We start from the raw sequence: 18,599 nt of genomic DNA, 5'->3' as shown, positions 1-18,599 counted from the left end.
CGATCGGCTCAGCGCGCCGTCTCGCCGGCCGCGTGCACCTCGCCGGCCGTTCCTGCCGGTCACATGCACCTCGCCGGCCGTCCGGCCGGTCACGGCCGGGTGTCCACTACCGCAGGCCGCGCCCCCGCTCCTTGGCCAGCCACGGCCCGAACTCGCTCTCCAGCACCAGCCTTCCGAGCTTGCGGTACTCCTGGAGCACCGCCGTGACGAGCTGGTCCATGTCCAGCGGCTCCCCCGACTCGGCCGCGAGGTAGGCGGCGGTCACCGCGCAGGCCCGGATCGAACCGCCCGCCAGCTCGAACCGGTCCGCGCAGAACTCCAGGTCGAGCGCGGCGTCGCGCGGGATCGCCGGGCCCAGACAGCGGTCCCACAGGGCCAGGCGCTGCCGGGCGTCGGGCATCGGGAACTCGGCGATCACGTCCAGGCGGCGGGTGAACGCCTCGTCGAGGTTGGCCCGGAGATTGGTGGTGAGCACGGCGATGCCGTCGAAGGACTCCATGCGCTGGAGGAGGTAGGCCGACTCCACGTTGGCGTGCTTGTCGTGCGCGTCCTTGACCTGGGACCGCTTGCCGAAGATCGCGTCGGCCTCGTCGAACAGGAGGATGCCGTTGACGTCGGACGCCTCGACGAAGATCCGCTCCAGGTTCTTCTCGGTCTCCCCGATGTACTTGTCGACCACCGTGGACAGGTCCACGACGTAGAGCTCCATGCCCAGTTCGGCGGCGATCACCTCGGCGGACATGGTCTTGCCGGTGCCGGACTCCCCGGCGAAAAGGGCGATGACGCCTCTCCCCCGGCCACCGCCCGGCCGCATCCGCCACGTTCCGAGGACCGTCTCGCGGTGGCGGGCGCGCAGGGCGAGTTCGCCGAGCTGGGTGCGGGTCGCCGGGGGCAGCACCAGGTCGTCCCAGCCGACCGCGGGGTCGATGCGGCGGGCGAGCCGCTCCAGGCCCGCGCCGTTCTGGGCGCGGACCGCCGTACGCAGGTCCTCCGGGGTCACCGGCCGCCGCCCGATGACGGCCAGCCGGGACGCGACGATCGCCGCCCGGCGCAGTTGGCCGGAGTCGAGCCGGTAGGCGGCGGCGGACTCGATGAGCGCTTCGTCGGCGGCCGCGTGCGCGGCGGACAGGCCGACCGACCGGCCCGCTTCGGCGAGCGCGCGCGCCCACTGGCGCCCGGCGCCGTCGGGGCCGGGCGGCGGGACGGTGACAGGCACCGGGCTCTCCGCCGTCCACAGGGGGTCCCAGTTCTTCTTCCCGTACGCGATCAGGGGCGTGGAGCCGAGCGCCGCGCACAGGGAGCCGAGCAGCCGGGCCCCTTCGGGGCGTTCGGGGGCGAGCGTTTCGAGCGGGCCGAGGATAACCCCGGCGCGGCCGATGCGGGCCTCGGTCGCCAGGGCCCGTACGAGCGGGGCCGGTTCGGCGGCGGTGGTGAGCGCCGCGACGTCGACGACCAGCGGGCGCCGGCCCGCCTCCGCCAGCGCCTCGACCGCGAGGCCGCACGGGTCGCCGCCCCGGTCGAGGAGGTGCACCAGACCGCTGCCCGTGCCGAGGGCCGCCGCGATCCGGGAGACCTCGGGACGCTCGTCCGGCTCCCGGGAGGGCGTGGCCTCCTGGACGACCCCGCGCAGCCGGCCGTCGGTCCCCTCGTCGCCGAGGAGGTGCGCGGTGACCCGGTCCGGTACCCGCAGGGCCCGGGAGAGCAGCGGGCGCTCGCCGTCCGTGATCTCCAGCAGCCCGCCCGCGACGAGCGGGGCGGACGGTGTGAACCGGAAGCGGCCGGGGCCGGCGGCGGGCAGCCCGCAGAGTTCCAGGGCCAGGCCGATGGTGGGTCGGCGGCGGGTGAGGTCGTCGTTGAGGTAGCCGTACAGCCGCTCGAACCGGGTGTCGATGTCCGGGGCCACGGCGACCAGCAGGAGGTCGACGTCCAGCGGGGCGAGACCGAAGCGGTCCGCCAGTCGGCCGAGCCGGCTCCCGGCCGGGGCGGCGTCCGGCAGGGCTCCGTCCTCGTACGCCGGTACGGGCGTGAACGCGTCGCGGGTCTCCAGGACCCGTGCCGCGCCCTCGGGGGTGAGGTACTGCCCCCGGTAGGGGTCGTCGGGGTCCGGATCGACGGCCCGGCGAGCCGCTACGGCCTCCCGGACCCGCTGCTCGACGCGGCCGAGCCGCTCCCAGAGTTCCTCGACGCCGGTCAGGGGGCCGTGACCGTCCAGCTGTTGTGGTGCCAGGGTCATCGCGCGGCGTTCCCCCGCTTGCGTCGGCCGGGCGGCAACCGCCGCTCGCGAGGCGCGGCGAAGCCCTGCCCGCCCGGGTCGGACGCTCCCTCGTAGCGCAGGCGCCGGCCGGGGCCGTCGGTGTCGCCGTCCAGGTGGGGTGCGGTCTTCATCACGAGTCCTTCGGTGACGGGCGGGCCGGCGGGGGTGCGCATCCCGGACAGCGGTGCGACGACCCGCAGATCGATCGCGGCCTTCAGCTCGCCGCCGAGCGCGGACCAGACGTCCGAGGCGGAGGGCCCGCCGGCCCCCGGCCCCGCCGCCTCCAGCTCCACGGTCAGGCCGAGTTCGGCGAGGCTTCCGGTGTGCATCCGCGCGGGCAGCACCTCGGAGCGGACGAGGACGCGCAACACCTCGGAGAGCAGCCGGTGTTCGTCCTGCGGGCGGTTGGTCCAGGCGGTGACCAGATAGGTCAGCTCGAACCAACGGGGCGGGGTCCGCCAGCCGGTGACCACGCCCTCCTCGTCGTGCGTCTCGGCCGTGCCGCTGCGCCGCCTGCCCGCGTCCTCGCGGATGCCGTGCAGGAAGACGCTGATGGTCGGGGCGTTGCGGCGGGCGGACCAGTCCTTGGTCGGGGCGTCGAAGACCAGGTCGACGCCGCTGTCCTCCAGCCCGGACTCGGCCAGCAGCAGCCGCAGCCCCTCGTCGACCTCGTGGATCATCGGCGGATCACCTCGTCCGGCGGGGTGATGGTGCCGAGCACCACGAGGAAGTCGGTCTTCACGGGGCTGAAGCCGGGGCCCTTCGCGGTGATCGTGCGCGGCCCGGTGCGGTCCTTGGCGACGATGAGGAGCTGGGCGATGAACGTGCCGTCGCCCAGCGGCCGGGTCGGAACCGCGGCGGCGGTGATCCCGGGCTTCCAGCTGAGGGCGACGGGCGTCCCGGGCGGGAAGTCCTTGCCCCGTACGGAGGTGACGAAGCCGGGCTTGCCGACGGCGGGCACCGAGACGATGCGGGGCTGGAGGATGCGCAGCGGGATCCGGGAGACGTTGTCGCGGAGGCTGGAGTCGGTGCCCGTGGTGGTGAGCGACGCCGTGATCGTCGTACGGAGTGCCTTGTCGGGCGACAGGACGACGCTGAGGACCGTGGACGCGCCGGGTGCGAGGTCGGGGAGCGTGCACGTGCCGCCGGTGCAGCCCGCGGGGAGCGGCCCGGCGGGGATGCCTCCGGGCAGTCCCGGCTTCAGCCGGAGTCCGGTGGCGAGCGCGTTCCTGCCGTTGCGCACGGTGTACGTCACCACGACCTTGCCGCCGACGTAGCCGGGGCTGGGCTGGGCCCGCACGGTGACGCCGGGCCCGGCCTCGGGCGCGGGCGGCGGCTCGGGGGCCGGCGGGGGCTCGGGGGCCGGCGGCGGGGGCGGGGGCGGCGTGGTCGGCGGCGGCGGGGCGGGCGTCGTCGGGGTCGGCGTCGTGGGAGTGGGTGTGGGAGTCGGGGTCGGCGTCGTGGGAGTCGGGGTCGGGGTCGGGGTCGGGGTCGGAGTCGGGACGTCCTCGACCGGGACGATCGTTCCGCCGGCGTTGTCCGTGGGGTTGGGGTCCAGGACCGCCCCGGTGACGGACCAGTCGATCCGCTGGTCACCGGTGGTCACGCCGGTCAGCCGGGCCGTGATCGTCACGTCGGTCCCGGGCGGGACGACGCCGAGGTCGCACTGGGGTGTGCCGGCGGCACAGGTCCCGGCGTCGGTGGTCAGCTCCTCCAGCCGTACGCCGGGCGGGGCGTCGACGGTGAGGAGCGTGCCGGGCGAGGGCGAGGGGCCCCGGTTGGTGACGGTGATCGCCACCTCGGTGGAAGAGCCGACCTCCACCGGGTCTCCGGTGGGCGGTGCGGTCAGCGACAGGTCGACCGACGGCTGGAAGGCGGGCTCCTTCTGCCGTCCGTCGTGCGTGTTGTCGAGGGGGGCCACGTCGCCGGAGGCGATGTCGAGTACGGCGAGCCGCTCCATGGAGTTCAGCGGGAACTCCCGGCGCGAGGTGAACAGAAGCTTGCTGCCGTCGGGGGACCAGGCCACGTCACGGGGCTGGTGGGGGCCGGTCACGGAGGTGTCGGGGATCGGCAGGTCGCAGCCGTCGGGGTGGTCCTTCTGGACGGAGGGCAGGACGACCCGGCAGCCGCCGCCGCGCAGCGGCTTGATGAGGACCCCGGCCTGGTGGTTGTTCCGGCCGCCGCCGTCCTTGCGGTTGAAGGCCACCTTCTTGCCGTCCGGGGAGAACGCGGGGCTGTCGTCGATGACCTCGCAGCCGCCGGGGCAGATGGTGGCGCTCAGATCCCGCTGGCGGTCGAGGTCCGCCACCGGCACGACCCAGATGTGCTTGTTGCCGCCGTTGCCGTTGATGACCTGGCTGCGGGTGAAGGCGAGGTTGACGCCGTCGGAGGACCAGGCCGGCTGGGCGTCGTCGTCCGTCTGCCGGCCCTCGGGCGGCCGGACGCGGTCGAGGATCGCGCCGGTGGCGACGTCGGCGATGAGGATGCGGCTCCGGCCCGGCGCGCCCTCGACACCGCCGGGCGAGGTCCGGGTGAACGCGACCTTGCTGCCGTCGGGCGAGAAGGTGGGGTCGGTGTCCCAGTCCGTGGAGGCGCGCCCGTCGAGCTCCAGCAGCTCCGCGTTCCCGCCGTCGGCGTCGGCCATCCAGATCCGTTCGATCCGTCCGGCCTCGCTGTCCTCGAAACGGGTGACGGCGATGCGCCGGCCGTCGGGCGTGTAGGTCTGCCGCTCCACCCACGGGTCGTAGCCGGGACCCGGTTTGAAGAGAGGGTCCTCCGCGGGGGTGTGGTCCGTGCTCGTGCGGGCCTTCGGGTCCTCCTTCAGGATGGGGAGGCCCAGGTCGCGGGGGTCGGAGCCGTCCTGGCGGACGTCCTGGAGCGTCACGATCTGCGCGGCAGCCAGCAGCTCGCCCGGCTTCTTGACGGTCTCCGGGTCCGGGGTGATCCGGGGCACGATGACGGTCCCGGCCGGGGCGAACCAGGTGGGCGGCCCCAACTCACGGTTTTCGTTGACCAGTTGGTCAGGCGGCACGTCGCCCTGGAACGCGGTCACCCGGTAGGCGTGGTCGAAGTCGTCGCAGCCGCAGGTGTGGTACGGGCTGAGGAAGACGATGTCCTTGCCGTCGGGCAGCCAGGAGGCCGAGCGGGTGCCCCACTTGGCCTGCGCCCCGGCCAGCAGCGGCCGGTCGGTCCCGATGCCCTGGGTGGCCCACAGTTTCCTGCCGTCGTCGACCTTCGGGTCGGGGTTCGTGGTGAGGGTGTACGCGACGAGGTCCCGACGGGCGTCGTCGTCGACCGGGTTCCAGGACGGCTCGGTGGCGTCCCCGGCCGGTGCGTCGCTGATCCGGGTGCGCGGGCCGCCGGCGACGTCCTGCACGAAGATCTGCCACCTGCCCAGGACGTCGCCGTCGCAGGCGTACGCGATCCTCTTGCCGTCCGGGGACCAGGTCGGGGACTCCTCGTTGTCCGGGGTGTCACTGAGCCGGCGCAGGTTCCTGCCATCGACGCCGATCGACCACAGGTCGCGCTGGACCGTGCCGTCGGCTCCGGTCTCCGCCGAGTCGAAGACGACGGTCCGGCCGTCCGGGAGAGTTCGGGGTGGGCCGCGTCCCGGTCGGTGGTGAGCCTGCGCACCGATCCGTCCGCGCCGCGCAGGTACACCTGGGGCCGGGCGCTGTCACGCAGGCTGGTGAAGACCAGGACGTCTCCCCGGGCGGAGGGGTCCTGGTCGTAGTGGGTGGGGCCGTCGCCGAACAGCGGGTCGGTGGTGTCCTTGCCGTTGGCCCGCCCCAGGCTGCGGTGTTCGGTGCCGGCGAAGGCGACGCGCCCCGCCTGGAGCGGTTCCGCGTCCGCCACGGCGGCGACGGCGTCGGCGGCCGCGTGCGGGGCGGCGGCCGAGCCGACCAGCAGCAGCGGCGCCAACAGCACCACCGCACCGGTCAGTCGGCCCAGCCGGGAATGCTTTGCCGGGCCAGCAGTGCCGGTCACGGCCCACCTCACAGTCTGTCGATGACTCTCCACCGGCCAGCTTCGCCCCCGCGCGGGGGCGAAGGACAGGCCGCGAGTACCCGGGGCGGGGGAAGGGATCGCTGCCCTTTGCGGCGGCGGGGCGCCGCACCCGGGGCATGGGGCCCGGGCGTCCGGCTACCGCGGACACGGGCGCCGGGCCCTCAGATCAGCCCGTGCCGCATCGCGTATCCGACCGCGTGGGCCCGGTTGCGCAGTTCGAGCCGGGTCGCGACCTCGTGCAGCACGTTCTTGACGGTGCGTTCGGAGTACGAGGTCTTCTGCGCGATCTCCGCGGTGTCGCAGCCCTCCGAGACCAGCCGGATCATCTCCGCCTCGCGAGCGGTGAGGGTGGAGAGCGTGAGCCCCCGGGGGTCGAGGACCGTCCGCTGGAGGGAGCTGACGTGGTCGAGGAGCTTGCCGAGCAGATCGCCGGGCAGGACGCCCTCGCCGTTGGCCATCGCCCGGACCAGGTGGACGAGCCGGTCCTGGTCGGCCTCGCCGCGCCGGAGCACGGCGGCGACCCCGCACTCGATCATGGTCTGGAGGGCGCCCGACTCGAAGAACCCCACGACCAGTCCGGTGCGGGTGGAGGTGTTGCGCTGGAGGCGGTGCAGGAGCTGGACGGTGGGCTCGTCGACCATGTCCACCACGACCAGGGAGACCTGGGCCCGGTCCGCCTCGGCCTCCGGCAGCAGTTCTATCTCGGGCCGGACGCGCAGTTGGTGGATCATGCCGGTCTGCAGGATCAGGTCCTCCGCGTACACCGCCACGGAGACCCTGCCCCCGGGCGCTCCCCCGGGGCCCGCCGTGCGGCGGTGGGCCGCGTCGGGCCTGCGGTAGTGCCCGCGCGCCGCCGTGCCGTTGGCGGTTGCCGTGCCGTTCGCGGTCGCGTTCGCCGTGCTGTTCGTCGTGTCCGTGATCGTCGTCATCGTTCCGTGCCCGTCTTCCTCAGGTACTTCAGCCCGATATGCCTGCTCGTCCTCATGTCGCCCTCCGCCGGCCGGGGCACGGCCCGCGGGCGCGCGGAGGTGGCGCGGGGACACTGTGCCGAGGGGCCCGCGGGGCACCACCCCTGCCCGCTCGTTGCCCTCGCGTCTCTGCTGCCGAGCGGTGCGGGCGGCCTAACGTCGCAGAGTGACCACATCTGCCGAACTCGAAAGCCCCACGGTGACGGTGTCGCCCGGCGGTACCGCGACGACCACCCTGACCGTGCGCAACGACGGCGACATCGTCGAGGCCTACACACTTGAGGTGGTCGGCGACTGCGCCGTCTGGAGTACCGTCGAGCCGGCGCGTGTGTCGCTGTACCCGGGCACCTCCGAGACGGTGACCCTGACCTTCGCCCCGCCGCGCTCCCACGAGGTCCGTGCGGGTGAAACCCCCCTGGCCGTAAGGGTCCTGCCCGCGGAACGGCCCGAGTCGGTGGTGGTCCCCGAGGGCACGGTGACCGTGGAGCCCTTCCACGAGCTCCGCACGGAGCTGGAACCGCGCCGCCGCCGGGGCTGGCTGGGCGCCCGCTTCGGTGCCGCGGTGCAGAACAGGGGGAACACCCCGGTCGATGTGGCCCTCGCGGGCAAGCAGGCCGGAGAGGATCTGCGGCTCACCTTCACGCCGGACAGGAAGCGACTGGAGCCGGGAGAGTCGGCGGAGGTCCGGCTGAAGGTCCGGGCCCGGGCGCTGATCTGGTTCGGGGAGCCCGTCACCTGGCCGTTCGAGGTCCGGGCGACCGAGGGGGCCGAGGGGGAGGCCGAGGAGGAGCAGCCCGGTGGAGCCGATCCGCTGCCCGGGGAGTTCGCCCAGATACCGGTGCTGCCCAAGTGGCTGCTGATCGTGCTGGCGGTACTGCTGGCCCTGCTGCTCGCGTGGTTCGCGCTGGTGCGGCCCGCGGTGCAGAGCACGGCCGAGCAGGCGGGGACGAAAGCCGCGCAGAAGGAGACCGAGCGGGGCAGGGAGCAGGGGTCGACGCCGCCCGGCGGCGCGGAGAACCCGGCAGGCGGTCAGGGAGAGGGCGCCGGTCCGGACGGAACGGGCCCCGGTACGGGCGGTTCCGGTCCGGGCGGCTCGGGTCCGGGCGGCTCGGGTCCGGGCGGTTCCGGCGGAGGCGGGGGCACCGGCGGGAGCGGTGGCGGTGCGCAGCACTCCAAGACCATCGACGTGAAAACCCGGGCGGGAAGCTCGGCAGAGGGCGTCTACAAGGTTCCCGCCGGGAAGGTGTTCGGCGTCACCGACATCGTGGTGGCGAACTTCCAGGGGGACGAGGGCATCGTGACGATCTCCTTCGGAGAGAACAAGATCACGACGATCGCGCTGGAAACCTTCCGCAACCAGGACTATCACTGGGTCACCCCCATTCAGGTTCCGGAGAACGCCACCGTCACCGCCTCCGTCACCTGTGCCAAGCCCGGCACTCCGGCCACCGGTACGCAGGCTTCCGGGTGCCATCAGGTTCTGAATGTCAGCGGCGAACTGAGCGATCTCGCACGATAGAAACAGCGACGCCGAGCGTTCTGCTTCGTCTGCCGACGAGACAACAGCAGAAACCCGTTCGAGAGGAAACCCGGCGTGCCGGGGGGTGGCGGATTCGCCCTCCCCGGTACACCAGAGGTCGCGACCAGTTCGGTCGTCCGCGGCGACGACAGCATCGGAAGAATATCCGCACCAGATGGCCGTGAGCACGAACATGCCTGCTCAGAAACGGTCCTGACGGTCCGGTGGCGGGAGGCGGGTGCCCGTTCGGAGCGTTCCCGTGCCCGATTTCCACTCCCGTACACGACCGAATCCACCCACTTTCTCGGCGCATTCTGGCCGAATCGCGTCACCTCGGCCCGTTCGCCCGGTGACCCCCGGACGGCGCTCGGCCTTCCGTGGTTTACCGGGAAAAAGAGATACCAAACACATCAGGTCCCCGGCGCGGTGTCCGCCTTTTCGCTCAACCCCCCGGCGGGGGCGACCGGCTTCGGACCGTTCCGTAACACATTGTTCTCATTCTCTTCACGTCGCCCGGGGAATGCGGGTCGGCTCCGCGAATACGGCTACCGGTCCACCCGGCCCGCCAAGGGCAGCGTCACCCGGCGTACGGGGGCCCGGAAAGGGCAGCCACATTGCCCCGGGTCCAGGACTCTGGGGCCTACTCCCCGCCCGGCCGGACGGTCAAGACTGGCCAGTGATCGAGTGACCGTCCAGAAGGAGCGAGCATGCCGTCGTACCTCACCCCCGGTGTTTACGTGGAGGAGGTGCAGTCCGGAGCGCGGCCCATCGAAGGTGTCGGCACCGCGGTCGCAGCCTTCGTCGGCTTCGCCGGGACGGGCCCCTTCCACCAGCCGACGCTGGTGACCAACTGGGACCAGTACGTGCAGACGTTCGGCGCCTTCACCGCGGACACCTATCTGGCGCACGCCGTCTACGGCTACTTCGCCAACGGCGGCGGCGCGGCCTACATCGTCCGCATCGGCGGTCCCGCACAGGGCGCGGAGGCCACCGCTCAGGGCTCGGTCGCCCAGGCCCCCGCCCCGGTCGCGCTCGGCGGGTTCCTGGTCTCCGCGAAGCCCGGCACGGGCGCCGACCTCTCCGTGGAGATCGCCGACGCCGAGGGCGAGAACCCCCCGGAGGACCGCTTCCGGCTGCTGGTGCGCCAGGCCGGCAAGGCCGTGGAGACGTACGACGTCTCCACCCGCAAGAACGTCAAGGGCTACCTGGTCACCCAGGCCCGCGACTCCAAGCTCGTCCAGGTCACCGAGCAGCCCGGCGCGGCGCAGAGCCGCCCCGAGAAGCAGACCGTCGCCCTCGCCCCCGCCGCAGCGGGCGCCCGGCTCCGGTGTGGCACGGCTCGACGCCTCGGAGTACGTGGGCGACGCCTCCGCGCGTACCGGTTTCTCCGGCCTCGAGGCGATCGACGAGATCACGATGGTCGCCGTCCCGGACCTGATGAGCGCCTTCCAGCGCGGCGACATCGACGCCGAGGGCGTCAAGACCGTGCAGCTGGCGGTCATCTCGCACTGCGAGCAGATGGGCGACCGGGTCGCCGTCCTCGACACCCCGCCGGGCATGAACGCCCAGCGGGTGCGCACCTGGCGCAACGAGGACGCCGGTTACGACTCGCGTTACGCGACTCTCTACTACCCGTGGGTCAAGGTCTTCGACCCGGCGAGCGGCCGCAACTCCCTGGTCCCGCCGAGCGGTCACGTGGCCGGCGTCTGGGCGCGCAGCGACAACGAGCGCGGTGTCCACAAGGCCCCCGCCAACGAGGTCATCCGGGGCGCGGTGGACCTGGAGATCCGCCTCAGCAAGGGCGAGCAGGACCTCCTCAACCCGATCGGCGTGAACTGCGTACGCGCCTTCCCCGGCCGCGGCATCCGCATCTGGGGCGCGCGCACCCTCTCGTCCGACCCGGCCTGGCGCTACCTCAACGTGCGCCGCCTCTTCAACTACCTGGAGGAGTCCATCCTCCTGGGCACCCAGTGGGTGGTGTTCGAGCCGAACGACGACCGCCTCTGGTCGAGCATCCGGCGCAACGTCACCTCGTTCCTCACCGAGGAGTGGCGACGCGGGGCGCTGTTCGGCCGCACGGCCGAGGAGGCGTTCTACGTCCGGTGCGACCGGAGCAACAACCCACAGGAGTCGATCGACCTCGGTCAGGTCGTCTGCGAGATCGGGGTGTCTCCGGTGAAGCCCGCGGAGTTCGTGATCTTCCGTCTCTCGCAGTTCTCCGACAGCACCAGCCTCGTCGACGAGTGACCTCGCGGTCCTCCCCCCCACCCCTTCACTTGCACCATCGACCAGAACAGGTGACACAGAGTCATGGCAGAGGGCGACGCTCTTTCCACCCATATCTTCGGCGTACAGCTCGGCGGCTATCTCGTGGAGTCCATCCAGGAGATCAGCGGCATGACCGTCGAGGAAGAAGTCGTCGAGGTCCGTCAGGTGACGGCCGAGGGCAAGCAGATCATCCGCAAGCAGCCGGGCGCCCGGCAGGCGGGCGAGGTGACGATCACCCGCGGGCTCGACCAGAGCAGCGAGTTCACCACCTGGATCAAGGAGACCCTCAACAACGGGGCCGTCGACACCGCGCGGCAGAACCTCACGATCGAGATCAAGGACTCGACCGGTGCGACCGTCCGCCGCATCCAGCTGATGCAGGGCTGGGCCTCCAAGTGGGAGGGCCCCTCCCTCAAGGCCGGCGAGTCCAGCGCGGCGACCGAGACGGTGACCATCACCTTCGAGGAGATCGTGGTCGAATGAGGCGCCGGACCGTTACGCCGGGCGCCGGCCTCGAAGAGGTCCTGGACCATCTCGCCTCGGCGCCCGCCGCACGCGAGGAGGCCGCCGTTCCCTCGCCCGCCCGCCCCCGGGAACGGGAACGGGACACGCTCCAGACGGAGTTCGCCTTCGAGCTGCCGCGCGGGTACGTCGACGACGAGGGCCATGTGCACCGCAGCGGCACCATGCGGCTCGCGACGGCCCGGGACGAGCTGCGCCCGCAGATCGACCTGCGGGTGAAGGAGAACCCGGCGTATCTGTCCGTGGTGCTGCTGAGCCAGGTGATCACCCAGCTCGGCACGGTCACCGATGTGCACGCCGGGATCGTCGAGCGGATGTACGCGACCGATGTGGCGTTCCTCCAGGACTTCTACCGCCGGATCAACAGCGAGGGCCACACGCATGCCGCGGTGACCTGCCCGCTGTGCCACGGGTCGTTCGAGGTGGACCTCTCGGGTGGGCGCCTGGGGGAATCGTGACGTACGCGCTTCCCCGGCTGCGGGAGGAGATCGCGTACGTCGCCTACCACTTCCATTGGCAGCGTGAGGACATTCTCGACCTCACCCACGGCGAACGTCAGCAGTGGGTGCGGGAGATAGCGCGGATCAACACCCGCGTCAACGAAGGCGGGTGATCGTGTGGGGCTCGGGGACTGGCTGCGCCGGGCGGACCGGCAGCGCTCCGGCGCGCCCTCGCGAGAGGGCGGCGGGCACGCCGAGGTGTCCGCCGTACCCACACCCGTCCAGGACTCCGGCCCGGATCCCGACCCCGCATCGGGTTCGGCAGCCGGTTCGGCTTCCGGTTCCTCGGCGGCTGCCGGCGGGGAGGGCGGTGGCTGGGACGGCGGCTGGCGGCGGGTGGCCCCGCCGACGGTGACCGTCGCCCGGTCCTCGATCGGCGTGAGCGACGGGCTGCGGTTCCGTTCGCGGCTGGCCTCCTGGCAGAACCCCGCGCTCGGCGGGGAACTTGGGCACTCCGTGCTGCCGTCGGCCCCGGTCGGCCTCATCCACGGCGTGGCCCGCCCGGGCGGCGCGAGGGCCACGTCCCCCGGGGGGCCGCTGCTGCTGCGCGCGGTCCGGCCCCCGGGCGCCGACGCCCCCGCCGCTCCCACGACGGACCTGCCGCCCGCCTCGGTGAACCGGGCGGCGGCCAGGGGCAGCGGGACGAACGGCGGTACGGGGGCGGGGAAGCCGAGCCCCGGCTCGCCGACGGTCCAGCGGTCGAGCGCCCCGCCTGCCCCGGCTCCGGCCCTGTCCACTGCCAACCGGTCGTCGGCGGGCGGGTCGAGTACGGCGGACGGATCGAGGGGCTCCCGCACGTCGGGTACGTCGGGTACGTCAAGTACATCGGGTACGTCGGGTACGTCGGGTCCATCCGCTGCGTCGGGATCGTCCGACCCGTCCTCCTCCACGGCCTCGTCCGACTCCACGGCTCCATCCAGGTCGTCCGTGTCCTCCGGTGCGCGCCCTCCCGCCGCCGTACGTCCGCAGCGGATCGCTCCGCCGCTGATCGTCGCCCGGCGTCCGGCGATGCCGCTGCGGCAGATCGCCGGGCTCGTGCCCGCCACGCCCACCGCCCCTTCCTCCTCCTCCGCATCCCCCGCTTCTTCCGCTTCCTCCTCGGCAGCCGCGCCGTCCGCCGGAGCTGCTGCCCGCGCCGTCCAGCGGGCCGGGATCGAGCGGCGCAGCGGTCCGGACCGTGCGGTTCCGGAGGGCGACGCCCCGTCTCCCGACCGTGACTCCGGCCGGCCCGCCGCCGATGTGGTGCGGCCGGCCCTGGGCAGGCCTCTGCGCGAGATGCCCGCCGGAGCCAGGCAGGCCGGTGCCGACGGACCGGCGGGCGCCGTTCCGTCCGCCCCCGCTACGGCCCACCCGGCGGAGATGCCGGTGCTCCAGCGCCAAGCTTCGGACCCGCAGAGTCCGCCGAGCTCGCCGGGCCTTCCGGCGACGACGGCCACGACAGCCGCGACACTCACGCGCCGTCCGACCGGCTCGACTGGCCCGGCCGGCCCGACCAAGGCAGCGACACCTGCGCCTTCGTCTTCGTCTTCGCCGGCACCGCACCAGCAGCCGTCGTCACCGGAGAGCCGTTCCCGTACGCCCCAGCCGCCCCAGTCACCCCGGGCGTCCCCGTCACCCCAGTCGTCACAGTCGGCACAGAGCACCCAGTCGTCCGGTCCGTCGACGGCCTCGGGGCCCTCCCCTTCGGTGCAGCCGGCGCCGCGGGCGGACACTTCCGGCAGCGCACGCGCCCGTGCGCGGGGCGGGATCGGCACGCCGCTTCCCTCGCTGCCGCCCACGGCCCGGCTCGGCGGCGCCGCGCCGCTGCTCGGTGACCGCGCGCCCGCCGGGGCGCGGCCGGATCCGGGTCGGCCCCCGAACACCGGGCCCGCTGTTCCCGCACCCGCCCCGGGGCCGCCGGGCGCGACGTCCGCGATGCCGGTGCGGACGGCTTCCGTCCCGCCCGCCGTACCCTCGGCACCCGCCGGACCGTCGTCCGGAAGCACGCCCGTCCAGCGCGCGGCGGACCCCGCCCGCACCCGGACCGGTCCGGCCCCCACGGCTCCCCTGCCGCCCGTACACGTGCCGCCCGTACGCGTCCGGCCGATCGCTCGGGGCCGTACGGCCCAGGGCTCCGCCGGCGCGACGCCGTCACCCACGGTCCAGCGGTCACGAACGCTGCTCTCCGGCCGCGCCCTGACGGTGAACACCGGTTCCGCCGAGGGGTTTTCGGCGCCTTTGACGACGGTGACGGCGGGCGGCGGCACCGCGCGTCCGGTCGTGGCGGCCACCTGGCGGCGCGACGTGCGGCAGCCGGGTACCGGCGCTCCCTCACCGGACCCCGCCGACGGGCGGACCGGTGGCGGGCCGAGTGCCGGCCTCGCGCGACCGGCGTCCTCCGGTACGGCTTCGGGGCCCCCGGTCCAGCGCTCGGCGACCGCGAACCCCCCGCACCGGGGTGGTGACGCCTCCACCGACCGGGCCCGGGGCACCGCGAACCGGAGCGCCGTACCCACCGCCCGCCACGACGGGAGCGCGCCGGGTCGCGCGCCGGGGACCACGGCCGCCCCCGCCGGGCGCGGTCCGTCCGCCGGCGGCGTACTCCAGCGACTCGTACGACGGTCCGGACGGGCCACCACGCCCCCGCCCACGCCGTCCGGCACGCCCTCGCCGCAGCAGGCTTCCGGGCCGACGCCCCGCCAGGCTCCGGGGCGGGTCTCCGAGCCGGCGTCCCGCCGGAGTCCGCAGCAGGTCTCCGCACGGCACGCCGCCCCGGCCTCGGACCGGCCCCCCGCCCCGCGCACTGCCCCTGCCCCCGCCCCTGCCCCCACCCCTGTCGTTCAACGCGCCGCACCGCTCCCGCACACCCCGCACCCTCGGCCGGGGGTGCAGGGTGCCGCGCCGATGCCTCCGGTGTCCGTGACCGCCGCCGCCACGCGTCCCGTTCCCGTCGTCCGGCCGCATCCGCCCGACGCGGCGCGTCCGGAAGCCGCCGTACCCGTACAGCGGCTGGCCATGCCGGTGACGCCCGACGGCGCCGGGCCACCGCTCACCGGGCCTGCCCCCGCGGGCGGCGCCGCTCCCGGCGCATCGCCCGGACTCTCCGTACGAGTCCCGCCCCGCGCGCCCGCGCAGACCGCCGGAACGGGCCGCCCGGAGAGCAGGGCGCAGGCGGTCCAGCGTGCGGCGGCGAAGGCCGGGATCACCGGGGTCCCGGTGCAGGCCGCCCCGCCGAAGCCCGCAGCCGGGGCGACGGGCGCGGCCACCGGCTCCGACGACGCTTCCGGCGCTCCGTCGGCGAACCGGCTGAGCGGAGGGGAGATCGAGGAGCTGGCCCGCCGACTCCTCGACCCGGTGAGCCGGCTCATCCGCGCCGATCTGCGCCGGGGCAGGGAACGCAGCGGACGGCTGCACGACGGCCGACGCTGACGGCACGACCGCCCCGGCGCCCGCCCGGCGCACCGGGAAGAACCGCACCGCCCCGCACGACCCGTACGAGAGACAGCAGAGAAGACGAGAGACGCATGACGGACAACATCTTCGCGACGAGCGTGTTCTTCAAGCTCGCGATCGGCGGCAGCGACCTGGGCGCGTTCCACACCTGCTCCGGTCTGGGCGCCGAGGTGGAGATGGAGACGTACGCCGAGGGCGGGAACAACGGATTCACCTGGCAGCTGCCGGGGCGGATCAGCTGGACGAACATCACGCTGACCCGCCCGGTGACCGCCGACACCCTCAAGATCGCGCGCTGGCTGAACGAGACGATCCAGCGGGTCGAGCCCAAGGACGGCGAGATCGTGGCGCTGCGGCCCGACCTCAGCCGGATCATCAGCTGGCAGGTGCACGGCATCGTGCCGGTGCGCTGGCAGGGGCCCTCCTTCGATCCGGCCAACTCCGAGGCGGCGATCGAGACGCTGGAGATCGCGCACGAGGGCCTGGAGCCCTCCTGACCGGGCCCGACGACACCAACGGCACCGACACACCCGCCAGGAACCGGACGAAGGAAGGAGGAACGCAATGTCGCCCGCTCTCCGCGCGAGCCGCGCTCGCGCCCAGCTGACCATCATGGAGCCGCCGTCGACGGTCGGCGCCAAGCCCGGCGGGGCGCTCGCCCGTCTCACGTTGCAGTTCAACCCGTCGAAGCTCTCGCTGAGCAAGACCACCGAGTGGCGGCGCACTCCGTCCCGGATGGCCGGACAGTCCGCGCTGCCCGAGTTCGTCGGCAGCGGGCCGCGAGCCCTGTCGCTGGAGGTGTTCCTGGACGCCACCGCCACGCACGACAACTCCGTGGAGAAGGCGGTGGAGAAGTTGATGACCGCGTGTGTCCCCACCCCCAAGAGCCTGGCCCGCAAGACGCCCGCCAGCCCCTGGGTGCGCTTCGACTGGGGGACGTCCAAGACGACCTCGTTCGACGGGGTGCTCTCCAACCTCTCCGTCTCCTACACCCTGTTCGACGTCGACGGGAAGCCGCTGCGCGCCACCTGCTCCCTGTCGATCGAGGAGGCGAGCATCGGCCCGGCCGGCCAGAACCCCACCTCGGGTTCGAAGGAGGCACGGCGCACGCACCGGGTCGTGGCCGGGGACAGCCTGCCGCTGCTGGCCTGGCGGGAGTACGGCGACGCCACCGCCTGGCGGACCATCGCGCACGCCAACGACATCGACGACCCCATGCAGTTGACCCCCGGCCGGGAACTCCTGGTGCCCGGACGGGCGGACCGCCTGGCGGAGGAGAGCCGATGAGCGGCAAGGAAGCCCCCGGCCGTTCCTTCGCCGCCGACCCGGTCGTCGAGGCGCCCGCCGCACTGCCCGCCGCCTGGGCCACCCAGCTGGTGAGCTGTGTGGTCGACGAGAACGTGGGCCTGCCGGACACCGCCGTCCTGATGTACCGGGACCCCGACCACACCTTCCTCACCGCGACCGGCATCGGCATGGGCACCCCGCTGAAGGTCTCGGTCGTCACCGCGCGGGACCGGGCGCCCGAGCGACTGTTCACCGGGGAGGTCACGGCGGTCGAGCTGGACACCGACACCACCGGATCGTTCACCGTCGTGCGCGCGTTCTCCAAGGCGCACCGGCTCCAGCGCGGCCGGAAGGTCATGGCGTACCGGAACATGAAGACCGCGGACATCGTCCGCAAGGTCGCCGCCGGCGCGGGTCTGGCCTGCGGGCGGATCGAGGCCGCGCCGGTCACGTACAAGCAGGTGACCCAGCCGAACGTGTCGGACTGGGAGTTCCTCCAGCACCTCGCGGCCGAGAGCGGGGCCACTGTGCGGGTGGACGAGAAGGGCCGGTTGCAGTTCACCAAGCCGGACCCCGCCTCCTCGGCCCCCTCGCCCTCGACCTCCGCCGCGAACGACCCGATGGTCCTGGAGTACGGGAACAACCTGCTGGCCCTGCGCGCGGTGCTGACCGGTGCGGACGGGGCGGACAGCGTCGAGGTGCGCGGCTGGAACGTGGAGACCAAGACCCGGCTGGTGGCCCGGCAGCAGTCCGTCCGCAGTGACACCGTCACCCCGGGGATGAGCCCCTCGACGGCGGCCAAGATGTTCGGCTCGGGGTCCCGTACGACGATCGCCGACACCCCGTACCGCACCCAGGCGGAGACCCGTGCCGTGGCGGGTGCGCTCGCCGCGTCGGTCAGCGCCGGCTTCGGCGAGATCGAGGCGGTCGCCTACGGGAACCCGCAGCTGCGGGCGGGCATGCCCGTGGCCCTCGGCAACGTGGGGCCCGCGTTCTCCGGCCGCTACACCGCGACCGCCGCGCACCACGTCCTCGAACCGGACACCGGCTACCGCACGACGGTGATCGTCAGCGCCTCGCCGGACCGGTCGCTCTCCGGCCTGGCCTCCGGCGGCAACGCCCCCTCGCGCGGCCCCCGCATGCCGGGCCTGGCGATCGGGGTGGTCACCGACATCCGCGAGGAGGGCCGGGGCCAACGCGGCTGGGTGCGGCTGAAGTTCCCGTGGCTGGACGACACGTACGTCACCGACTGGGTCCGTACGGTGCAGTGGGGCGGCCAGGGCGGCGGCGGGGTGTTCAGCCCCGAGGTCAACGACGAGGTGCTGGTCGGGTTCGAGCAGGGGCTGCTGGACAGCCCGTACGTGCTCGGCGGTCTGTACAACGGGGTCGACAAGCCATCGCCGCACGACGTCCCGCTGGTCGACCCGACGAGCGGGAAGGTCAACCGCCGTTCCCTGGTGTCCCGTTCGGGCAACCGGCTGGAGCTGCTCGACGCCCCGCGCGGCCCGTCCGGGGTGCGCATCGCCAGCGGTGACAAGCGGCTCGACGTGATGCTCGACGAGAAGAAGGGCGAGATCACGCTGACGGTGAAGGCCCGTGGCGGCACCCGGGACCTCAGCTCGGTGACGCTGTCCGCCTCCGGCATCACGCTCGACGCGGGCGCCACGGGTGACGTGAACATCACGGGCCGCTCGGTGACCGTCAACGGCAGGACGGGCGTCACGGTCGACGGCGGGCTGCTGGCGGTGCTCAAGGCCAAGCTCATCAGGATCAACTGACCACCCGGCCGCCGCGCGCCCGTCCGTCCGCGGCCCGCCCGGCCGCCGCCCTCGCGCCCGTCC

At 73.5% G+C, this 18,599-nt stretch carries 11 protein-coding genes and 2 pseudogenes; 9 read left to right on the top strand and 4 right to left on the bottom strand.

What is annotated here, in order from left to right; genetic code table 11:
* Positions 1-106 precede the first annotated feature (106 nt).
* The 4 genes and pseudogenes from AC3CH1_RS19630 to AC3CH1_RS19615 all read right to left on the bottom strand — a co-directional run bounded on the left by AC3CH1_RS19630 (position 107) and on the right by AC3CH1_RS19615 (position 7,191).
* Complete coding sequence (locus AC3CH1_RS19630) at positions 107-2,233, bottom strand: ATP-binding protein (RefSeq protein ID WP_488464113.1); 2,127 nt, start codon at positions 2,231-2,233, stop codon at positions 107-109.
* The gene (locus AC3CH1_RS19625) at positions 2,230-2,934 is read right to left on the bottom strand and encodes a Pvc16 family protein (RefSeq protein WP_488464112.1); all 705 of its coding nucleotides are present in this window, start codon (positions 2,932-2,934) and stop codon (positions 2,230-2,232) included. The genes AC3CH1_RS19630 and AC3CH1_RS19625 overlap by 4 nt, the downstream gene beginning before the upstream one ends.
* Positions 2,931-6,184, bottom strand: a pseudogene (locus AC3CH1_RS19620) (hypothetical protein). The gene AC3CH1_RS19625 and the pseudogene AC3CH1_RS19620 overlap by 4 nt, the downstream one beginning before the upstream one ends.
* 239 nt (positions 6,185-6,423) lie before the next feature.
* Positions 6,424-7,191, bottom strand: a complete 768-nt coding sequence (locus tag AC3CH1_RS19615) for a helix-turn-helix transcriptional regulator (RefSeq protein ID WP_488464111.1) — start codon at positions 7,189-7,191, stop codon at positions 6,424-6,426.
* Positions 7,192-7,429: 238 nt separating this feature from the next.
* On the opposite strand from AC3CH1_RS19615, the gene AC3CH1_RS19610 reads away from it, so the two are divergent.
* The 9 genes and pseudogenes from AC3CH1_RS19610 (at position 7,430) to AC3CH1_RS19570 (ending at position 18,536) form a co-directional block, all read left to right on the top strand.
* On the top strand, positions 7,430-8,749 hold the full coding sequence (locus AC3CH1_RS19610; RefSeq protein WP_488464446.1) for a COG1470 family protein: 1,320 nt from the start codon (positions 7,430-7,432) through the stop codon (positions 8,747-8,749).
* 707 nt (positions 8,750-9,456) lie between these two features.
* Positions 9,457-10,996: pseudogene (locus AC3CH1_RS19605) on the top strand (phage tail sheath family protein).
* Between the two features lie 63 nt (positions 10,997-11,059).
* Positions 11,060-11,500, top strand: a complete 441-nt coding sequence (locus AC3CH1_RS19600; RefSeq protein ID WP_488464110.1) for a phage tail protein — start codon at positions 11,060-11,062, stop codon at positions 11,498-11,500.
* On the top strand, positions 11,497-11,997 hold the full coding sequence (locus AC3CH1_RS19595) for a hypothetical protein (protein ID WP_488464109.1): 501 nt from the start codon (positions 11,497-11,499) through the stop codon (positions 11,995-11,997). The genes AC3CH1_RS19600 and AC3CH1_RS19595 overlap by 4 nt, the downstream gene beginning before the upstream one ends.
* Positions 11,994-12,152: a DUF6760 family protein gene (locus tag AC3CH1_RS19590; RefSeq protein WP_003966147.1), complete on the top strand. Its 159-nt coding sequence runs from the start codon at positions 11,994-11,996 to the stop codon at positions 12,150-12,152. The genes AC3CH1_RS19595 and AC3CH1_RS19590 overlap by 4 nt, the downstream gene beginning before the upstream one ends.
* A 2,770-nt stretch (positions 12,153-14,922) precedes the next feature.
* The gene (locus AC3CH1_RS19585; RefSeq protein ID WP_488464108.1) at positions 14,923-15,447 is read left to right on the top strand and encodes a hypothetical protein; all 525 of its coding nucleotides are present in this window, start codon (positions 14,923-14,925) and stop codon (positions 15,445-15,447) included.
* Between the two features lie 95 nt (positions 15,448-15,542).
* Positions 15,543-15,968 (top strand): phage tail protein, encoded by a 426-nt coding sequence (locus AC3CH1_RS19580; RefSeq protein ID WP_018959947.1) that lies wholly within the window; start codon positions 15,543-15,545, stop codon positions 15,966-15,968.
* 67 nt (positions 15,969-16,035) lie between these two features.
* A complete protein-coding gene (locus AC3CH1_RS19575) occupies positions 16,036-16,758 on the top strand; it encodes a CIS tube protein (RefSeq protein WP_488464107.1) in 723 nt (240 codons plus the stop codon).
* A complete protein-coding gene (locus tag AC3CH1_RS19570; protein WP_488464106.1) occupies positions 16,755-18,536 on the top strand; it encodes a VgrG-related protein in 1,782 nt (593 codons plus the stop codon). The genes AC3CH1_RS19575 and AC3CH1_RS19570 overlap by 4 nt, the downstream gene beginning before the upstream one ends.
* Positions 18,537-18,599 lie beyond the last annotated feature (63 nt).

The sequence above is a fragment of the Streptomyces sp. MGP-P1 genome, from assembly GCF_057766565.1.
Note: the sequence above shows the minus strand (reverse complement) of the source record. Positions and strands in the feature narration are given on the sequence as shown.

Excerpts from the sequence above, each read along its gene's own strand:
- AC3CH1_RS19630 (WP_488464113.1), bottom strand. The coding sequence starts at position 2,233 with ATGACCCTGGCACCACAACAGCTGGACGGTCACGGCCCCCTGACCGGC.
- AC3CH1_RS19625 (WP_488464112.1), bottom strand. The coding sequence starts at position 2,934 with ATGATCCACGAGGTCGACGAGGGGCTGCGGCTGCTGCTGGCCGAGTCC.
- AC3CH1_RS19615 (WP_488464111.1), bottom strand. The coding sequence starts at position 7,191 with ATGACGACGATCACGGACACGACGAACAGCACGGCGAACGCGACCGCG.
- AC3CH1_RS19600 (WP_488464110.1), top strand. The coding sequence starts at position 11,060 with ATGGCAGAGGGCGACGCTCTTTCCACCCATATCTTCGGCGTACAGCTC.
- AC3CH1_RS19595 (WP_488464109.1), top strand. The coding sequence starts at position 11,497 with ATGAGGCGCCGGACCGTTACGCCGGGCGCCGGCCTCGAAGAGGTCCTG.
- AC3CH1_RS19585 (WP_488464108.1), top strand. The coding sequence starts at position 14,923 with ATGCCTCCGGTGTCCGTGACCGCCGCCGCCACGCGTCCCGTTCCCGTC.
- AC3CH1_RS19580 (WP_018959947.1), top strand. The coding sequence starts at position 15,543 with ATGACGGACAACATCTTCGCGACGAGCGTGTTCTTCAAGCTCGCGATC.
- AC3CH1_RS19575 (WP_488464107.1), top strand. The coding sequence starts at position 16,036 with ATGTCGCCCGCTCTCCGCGCGAGCCGCGCTCGCGCCCAGCTGACCATC.
- AC3CH1_RS19570 (WP_488464106.1), top strand. The coding sequence starts at position 16,755 with ATGAGCGGCAAGGAAGCCCCCGGCCGTTCCTTCGCCGCCGACCCGGTC.